This window comes from Pseudomonas sp. zjy_15, from assembly GCF_043101865.1.
In the GTDB taxonomy this organism is placed as follows: Bacteria; Pseudomonadota; Gammaproteobacteria; order Pseudomonadales; family Pseudomonadaceae; genus Aquipseudomonas; species Aquipseudomonas putida_Y.
Genome location: NZ_JBICII010000050.1, coordinates 124,727 through 131,586 on the forward strand (window position 1 = coordinate 124,727; position 6,860 = coordinate 131,586).

The window sequence follows — 6,860 nt, forward strand, 5'->3', positions numbered from 1 at the left end:
AGTGCCAGCTTTTGCTGGCACGGGGAATCCAATGTAGCGGCTGGGGCCGTAAAAGCAAAGGGCAGCGGACTCATTGCGGTCCAAGTGGCAGCAGGCATGCCCGCGAAGGGCTGCGCCGCAGCCCCAATCTCAAGCCTTTTCGTTGGCCAATTGTGCTGGCGGAAAGTGGCAGGTGAAGGTGCTGCCATGCCCCGGTACACTGCTGATTTCCAGCTTGCCGCGGTGCCGCATCAGCACATGCTTGACGATTGCGAGCCCCAACCCGGTACCGCCGGTATTCGATGCACGGCTGGAGTCTACCCGGTAGAAACGCTCGGTCAGGCGTGGCAAGTGCTTGGCATCGATGCCCACCCCCGAGTCCTGCACCGACAGGTGAGCGCCCTGGGCATCGACCCACCAGCGGATACGGATGTTGCCTTCGTCCTGGGTGTACTTGACTGCATTGAACACCAGATTGGAAAAGGCACTGCGCAGTTCCGACTCGCTGCCCTTCAGCTTCAGGCCGGGCGCAGCTTCCAGGCTGATGCGCTGGTTGCGCGGCCCGGACAGGGCCTGGGCGTCGTTCTTGATGGCGGCGAGCAGGGCATCGACTGCCACCGGCTGGTTGTCCGATGGGTAATCGGTAGCTTCCAGTTTGGCCAACAGCAACAAGTCGTTGAGCAGGGTTTGCATGCGCGAGCCTTGCTGGCTCATCTGCTGCAGGGCGCGGCTCCACCGTGGGTTCACGTCTTCGACGTTGTCCAGCAGGGTTTCCAGGTAGCCGGTGATTACCGTCAGCGGCGTGCGCAGCTCGTGGGACACGTTGGCGACGAAGTCCTTGCGCATCTGTTCCAGCTGGTGGATGCGGGTGACATCGCGCACCAGCATCAGGTGTTCATTGTTGCCGTAGCGGGTGATGTGCAACTGCACGCGCATGCGGTCATTGATCGGCGAAGGGATTTCCAGCGGTTCGAGGTAGTTTTCTGCCTCGAAGTACTCTTTGAAGAGCGGGTGGCGCACCAGATTGGTCACCTGCTGGCCGCCGTCCTGTGGGGTCTTGAAGCCCAGCAGGGTCTCGGCGGCGCGGTTCCACCATTCCAGGTTGCCGTCGCTGTCGAGCATGATCACCGCGTCACGCAGCGCGGCGGTGGACTCCTGCACCCGGTCGATCACTGCCTGCAGGCGGCCGCGCACACGCTGGTCGCGGCGTTGCAGGTGGTAGATGCTATCGAACACCTCGCCCCACAGGCCGTAGCCATCGGGCGGTGCTTCGTCAGGTTGGTGATTGCGCAGCCAGTCGTGCAAGCGCAGCAATTGCTTGAGGGTCCAGCCCAGATAGAGCGCCAGGCCAATGGCCAGGCTCCAGCCGTAGTAGCCGCTGACCAGCCCGCCGATCAGGCAGACGGTAATCAGCAACAGCAGATGGCGAATCAGGGTTGCGTGCCAGTTCTGGTTCAATTGACGGTCCTTGTACAACGACGTGCAGCTTGGCGCTCTGGAACTCGATCAGCTCTTGGTCGAGAAGCGGTAGCCAGTGCCCCGGACGGTTTGTACCAGATTCTCGTAAGCTTCACCCAGTGCCTTGCGCAAGCGACGGATGTGCACGTCGACGGTACGTTCCTCGACATAGACGTTGCCGCCCCACACCTGGTCCAGCAGTTGGCCTCGGGTATAGGCGCGCTCCTGGTGGGTCATGAAAAACTGCAGCAGGCGGTATTCGGTAGGGCCCATCTCGGCCGGCTTGCCGTCGATGGTCACGCGGTGGCTGATCGGATCGAGCAGCAGGCCGCCGACCTCGATCGGCGCCTCGCTGTCGCTCGGGCCAGTGCGGCGCAGCACGGCTTTCAGTCGCGCCACCAGTTCACGCGGCGAGAACGGCTTGGTGATGTAGTCGTCGGCGCCCACTTCCAGGCCCTGGATCTTGTTGTCCTCTTCACCCTTGGCGGTGAGCATGATGATCGGGATATCACCGGTCAGCTCGTCGCGCTTCAGGCGACGGGCCAGCTCGATGCCGGAGGTGCCCGGCAACATCCAGTCGAGCAGGATCAGGTCCGGTTTGCGGTCGACGATGATCGCATGGGCCTGTTGCGAGTTTTCCGCTTCCAGGCAGTCATAGCCGGCCATTTCCAGGGCAACGGCGATCATCTCGCGAATGGGCGCTTCGTCGTCGACGATCAGAATGTTCCTGCCTACCATGCTCAAAACCTCTCCTGGATTCGGTGTCTTGGCCCGCATTAGATAACGGAATTATTGCAGCTGTGTGACAGGGTGTTGGCCGTTCTGGCGACATTCCGTGACTGAACTAGGCTACAGAGGGCCGCCGTAATGGCAACCCGAACTCATTTCCCCCGAAACAATGGTGAATCCAATGACACGACATACGCTGAGCTGGATGGCCCTTTTCACTGCGCTGGCGCTCCCGGGGGTGGCGTTGGCCCACCATGCCATGGAGAAGGACGGCATGTGGGTCGATCATGCCGGCATGACCCTGTACACCTTTGACAAGGATGCGGGTGGCAAGTCGATGTGCAATGGCGATTGCGCCAAGAACTGGCCACCGTTGATGGTCAAGAAAGAAGACGAAGCACCGAAGGATAAATGGACCCATGTAACGCGTGACGACGGTTCGATGCAGTGGGCTTACGACGGCAAGCCGCTGTATACCTTCATCAAGGACAAGAAGGCCGGCGACATGACCGGTGACGGCGTGAAAGACGTCTGGCACGTTGCCAAGCCTTGAGATAGCCGGGGCCGCACAGCGGCCCCAAAACACTCAGCGCAACGCGTAATCCAGCACCACCCCGATAAACACCAGCAACCCAGCCCAGTGATTGTGCAGAAACGCCTTGAAGCACGATTCCCGGTCCAGCTTGCGCGTCGACCAGTATTCCCAGGCAAAGCACGCCGCCGCACCCAGCAACCCGAGGTGGAACCAGCCACCCAGATCGAAGCGGCTACCGGCCAGCAACAGGCAGCCCAGCGACAGCAACTGCAGGGTCAGGATGATGCTGCGATCGGCGTCGCCGAACAGGATCGCGGTCGATTTCACGCCAATCTTCAGGTCGTCATCGCGGTCGACCATGGCGTAGTAGGTGTCATAACCCACCGTCCACAGCAGGTTGGCGATATACAGCAGCCAGGCACTGGCCGGCAGGTCACCACCGGCCGCCGTGAACGCCATCGGAATGCCCCACGAATACGCCGCTCCCAGCACCACCTGCGGGTAGTAGGTGTAGCGCTTCATGAACGGGTAGCAGAACGCCAACGCCACCGCCCCGAATGACAGCCAGACGGTTCGGCTGTTGGTGCACAGCACCAGCAGGAAACTCACTCCTACCAGAATCGCGAACAGTGTCAGCGCCTCGCGTGGCCGCACTCGGCCACTGGCCAGGGGCCGGTCGGCGGTACGCTTGACGTGGCCGTCAACCTTGCGGTCGGCAAAGTCGTTGATACAGCAGCCGGCCGCGCGCATCAGCACCACACCAAGGCCGAAGATGAGCACATTGGCCAGTGTTGGTGACCCGTTGCCGGCAATCCACACTGCCGACAGGGTCGGCCACAGCAGCAGGTAGATGCCTATCGGCCGGTCCATGCGGCTGAGCTGGACGAAGTCCCAAGCCCGCGGGTGCAGGCGGTTGAGCGACTTGAGCAGTTGCAGGTACATCAGCGGTTTTCCTCCTTGGCCGCTTGCCACAATGCCGGCAGAAACACTTCTGCCACCAGCAGGTCCAGGCCGTTGCGCTCGAAGCGCGAGCGGCGGCCCCACAGCGCCGCATGTGCAGCTTCGGACGGTAGCCAGGCCTGTGGATAACTGCACACTTCGAGTGGATGACGGATGAACGCCTGGTCGCAGAACAGCAGCTCGCCCAGCGAGCGGCTGCCCAAGGTTTCCAGGTCCAGTCCTCCGCGTTCCAGGGCGCTGCGGCTGGCCACGCTGCGGGCGAATACCCAAGGTTGGCCATGGCCGCGCAGATACACTTCGCGCACCCAGCCTTCGGCGCCGGCAGCGATGCCCAGCGCCTGGCATTCGTCATCGCGCAGCGGCTGCCAGCCTTCGAACAGCGGGGTGACGGAAAAGTGATCGATGGACAGACGGGTCAGGCGGCGGGTCAGCGAGCCCTCGTCGAACAGCCAGTCAAGGGTGGGCTGGTCGATGTCGGTCGCCAGTTGTGAATACGGCAGCCACGCGACAGCGGCTGCTTGCGGGGATTCGTACGACACGTCGGTATGCTTTGTTACAGCCAGAGAGGCGGCGAGCTTAGCATGATTGCCCCAACTGCTTGCATACTGCCGGCAGGGCCGCTACAAAGCCCCCACGAATTGAGCACTGGCCCCATTCGCGGTCGCTGCAGGAGCGGGCTTACCCGCGAAGAGACCATCAGCAGCACAAGCCCCAGCCTGAACCGAGGAAATAGACCTGATGAAAAAGTGGCAATGTATTGTCTGTGGCCTGATCTACGACGAAGCCGAAGGCTGGCCCGACGACGGCATCGCCCCCGGGACCCGTTGGGAGGATGTACCTGAAGACTGGCTGTGCCCCGACTGCGGCGTCGGCAAAAGCGACTTTGAAATGATCTCCATCGGTTAATCGAGGAAAGCACGACATGACGTCCCCTGTGGTAATCATCGGTACCGGCCTTGCGGGCTACAACCTGGCCCGTGAATTTCGCAAGCTCGATGCGCAGACGCCGTTGTTGCTGATCACCGCCGACGATGGTCGCTCTTACTCCAAGCCGATGCTTTCCATGGGCTTTGCCAAGCAGAAGGACGCCGACGGCCTGTGCATGGCTGAGCCGGGCGCCATGGCCGAGCAACTGAACGCCGAGATCCGTACTCATACCCGCATCAGCGGCATCGACCCGGGCCACAAGCGGCTGTGGATCGGCGAAGAGACCGTGGAGTACCGCGACCTGGTGCTGGCCTGGGGGGCGCAGACCGTGCAGGTGCCGATCGAGGGTGATGGCGGCCATCTGGTGTTCCCGATCAACGACCTGGAAGACTATGCGCGCTTCCGTGCTGCCGCCGCTGGCAAGCAGCGTGTACTGATCCTCGGTGCCGGCCTTATCGGCTGCGAATTCGCAAACGACATGAGCCTGGGCGGCTTCAAGGTTGACGTCGTGGCGCCGTGTGAACAGGTCATGCCGACCCTGCTGCACCCGGCCGCTGCGGCGGCAGTGCAGGGTGGGCTGGAGGGCCTGGGTGTACGCTTCCACTTGGGGCCGGTGCTGACTCGCCTGCAGCAGGTAACCCAAGGCCTCGAGGCGCACCTGTCGGACGGCAGCGTGATTGCCTGCGACCTGGTGGTTTCGGCCATCGGCCTGCGCCCACGTACCGACCTGGCTGCCGCGGCCGGCCTGCAGACCAACCGTGGCGTAAGCGTAGACCGCGAGCTACGTACTTCACACGCAAACATCTTCGCCCTTGGCGACTGTGCCGAAGTCGATGGCATCAACCTGCTGTACGTGATGCCGCTGATGAGCTGTGCCCGGGCGCTGGCGCAAACCTTGGCCGGCAAGCCGACGGCAGTTTCCTACGGGCCGATGCCTATCACCGTGAAAACCCCGGCGTGTCCGCTGGTGGTCTCGCCAGCGCCACAGGGCTGCGAAGGCATCTGGCAGGTAGAGGGGCAGGGCAGTGACCTCAAGGTGCTCTGCCTTGATGCCGACGGCAAGCTGCTTGGCTACGCCCTTACCGGGACGGCGGTAATGGAGAAGCTGGCGCTGAATCGTCAGTTGCCACCGGTTATGGCGTAAATAGCGCGCGTTCTGTCGGATTTATCCTGTTGTTGCCTGCACAATGGCCGCCCAGATACTGGCGCGGCCCCTGAGCTCGTGCCATTCTCACTCCCGTCTGCCGCAGATTAGAGCCTGCGGTGCCTTGAGCGCTGCTCCCAGAGGCAGCACGGCATAACAACAAGAATTCCGTCAAAGAGGCTTCACTATGCGCAAACCAGAACTCGCCGCCGTCATCGCCGATAAGGCTGATCTGACCAAGGAAAAGGCCAATCAGGTTTTGAACGCGATTCTCGACAGCATCACCGGTGCCCTGGACAAGGACACAGTTACCCTGGTCGGTTTCGGCACCTTCGAAAAACGTCATCGCGGCGCGCGTACCGGCAAGAACCCGCAAACGGGTGAGCCGGTCAAGATCAAGGCCAGCAATACCGTGGCCTTCAAGCCTGGCAAGAACCTGCGCGACAGCGTTAACGCTCCCGCCAAGCCAGCCAAGAAAGGCAAGTGATCGCTCCCTGACTATTCCAGTGTCAGCCAAGCGGGCGCCTCGGGGCGCCCGTTGTGCTTTCTGCAGGCAAAATGTTTCGAACTTGCATAAATAGTTCTGGAAAAGGATAAACTGCGCGCCTTAGTCACTTTTCATTCGAGGCGCGTTGATGAAGTTTCGCTTTCTTCTCTGGGCCATGGGGCTGTTGATGGCCAGGGCCAGTCGTAATAACCCCGCATTCCAGCAGCAGCTCAAGGGCAAGGACCTGGTGTTCCAGATGCAGACCCTGGACGGCAAGGTCGCCCGGCACTTCATCGTCGAGAATGAGCGCATCAGCAGCAAGGGCGGCGCACACCCACAGCCGGCGTTCGCCATTGCCTTCAAGGACGCCGCCTATGGCTTCGCCACCATGCAGGCGGGTAACAAGCAGCTGGCGTTCATGCAGGGGATTCAGGACAAGCACATCCAGATCAAGGGCAACCCGGCGTTGGTGATGTGGTTCCAAGGGTTGATGAAATACCTGAAACCGAAGAAGAAAGGCTGAAGCCCGACGGGGATGCCGATGCTTTACCTGTGGGAGCGGGCGTGCCCGCGAAACAAGCGACGCGGTGCATGGCACCGGCTTCGCCGGTGTTCGCGGGCAAGCCCGCTCCCACAGTCAA

9 protein-coding genes are annotated in these 6,860 nt (G+C 61.8%); 5 read left to right on the forward strand and 4 right to left on the reverse strand.

Annotation, left to right across the window (positions count from 1 at the left end; genetic code table 11):
* Positions 1-129: 129 nt before the first annotated feature.
* Both phoR and phoB read right to left on the reverse strand, forming a co-directional pair.
* Positions 130-1,437: a phosphate regulon sensor histidine kinase PhoR gene (gene phoR / locus ACF8EF_RS09535; protein ID WP_176682903.1), complete on the reverse strand. Its 1,308-nt coding sequence runs from the start codon at positions 1,435-1,437 to the stop codon at positions 130-132.
* 48 nt (positions 1,438-1,485) lie between these two features.
* Positions 1,486-2,175, reverse strand: a complete 690-nt coding sequence (gene phoB, locus ACF8EF_RS09540; RefSeq protein ID WP_003253341.1) for a phosphate regulon transcriptional regulator PhoB — start codon at positions 2,173-2,175, stop codon at positions 1,486-1,488.
* 172 nt (positions 2,176-2,347) lie between these two features.
* Here phoB and ACF8EF_RS09545 point away from each other — a divergent pair, with 172 nt between their 5' ends.
* The gene (locus ACF8EF_RS09545; protein ID WP_176682902.1) at positions 2,348-2,719 is read left to right on the forward strand and encodes a hypothetical protein; all 372 of its coding nucleotides are present in this window, start codon (positions 2,348-2,350) and stop codon (positions 2,717-2,719) included.
* Between the two features lie 33 nt (positions 2,720-2,752).
* Here ACF8EF_RS09545 and ubiA read toward each other — a convergent pair whose 3' ends face one another.
* The gene (gene ubiA, locus ACF8EF_RS09550) at positions 2,753-3,643 is read right to left on the reverse strand and encodes a 4-hydroxybenzoate octaprenyltransferase (RefSeq protein ID WP_176682901.1); all 891 of its coding nucleotides are present in this window, start codon (positions 3,641-3,643) and stop codon (positions 2,753-2,755) included.
* Entirely contained in the window at positions 3,643-4,200 is a 558-nt protein-coding gene (locus tag ACF8EF_RS09555) for a chorismate lyase (RefSeq protein WP_176682900.1), read from the reverse strand. Before ACF8EF_RS09555 ends, ubiA begins: the two co-directional genes overlap by 1 nt.
* Before the next feature lie 199 nt (positions 4,201-4,399).
* Between ACF8EF_RS09555 and ACF8EF_RS09560 the strand changes: the two genes are divergently transcribed.
* From ACF8EF_RS09560 to ACF8EF_RS09575, 4 genes are all read left to right on the forward strand, one after another.
* The gene (locus ACF8EF_RS09560; RefSeq protein WP_003253349.1) at positions 4,400-4,567 is read left to right on the forward strand and encodes a rubredoxin; all 168 of its coding nucleotides are present in this window, start codon (positions 4,400-4,402) and stop codon (positions 4,565-4,567) included.
* A 16-nt stretch (positions 4,568-4,583) separates the two neighbouring features.
* Positions 4,584-5,732 carry an NAD(P)/FAD-dependent oxidoreductase gene (locus ACF8EF_RS09565; protein ID WP_176682899.1) on the forward strand — a complete coding sequence of 383 codons (1,149 nt, stop codon included), beginning with the start codon at positions 4,584-4,586 and terminating at the stop codon, positions 5,730-5,732.
* 187 nt (positions 5,733-5,919) lie between these two features.
* The gene (locus ACF8EF_RS09570) at positions 5,920-6,219 is read left to right on the forward strand and encodes an HU family DNA-binding protein (RefSeq protein ID WP_003253355.1); all 300 of its coding nucleotides are present in this window, start codon (positions 5,920-5,922) and stop codon (positions 6,217-6,219) included.
* Between the two features lie 148 nt (positions 6,220-6,367).
* Entirely contained in the window at positions 6,368-6,742 is a 375-nt protein-coding gene (locus ACF8EF_RS09575; protein ID WP_176682898.1) for a helicase, read from the forward strand.
* Positions 6,743-6,860: the final 118 nt, after the last annotated feature.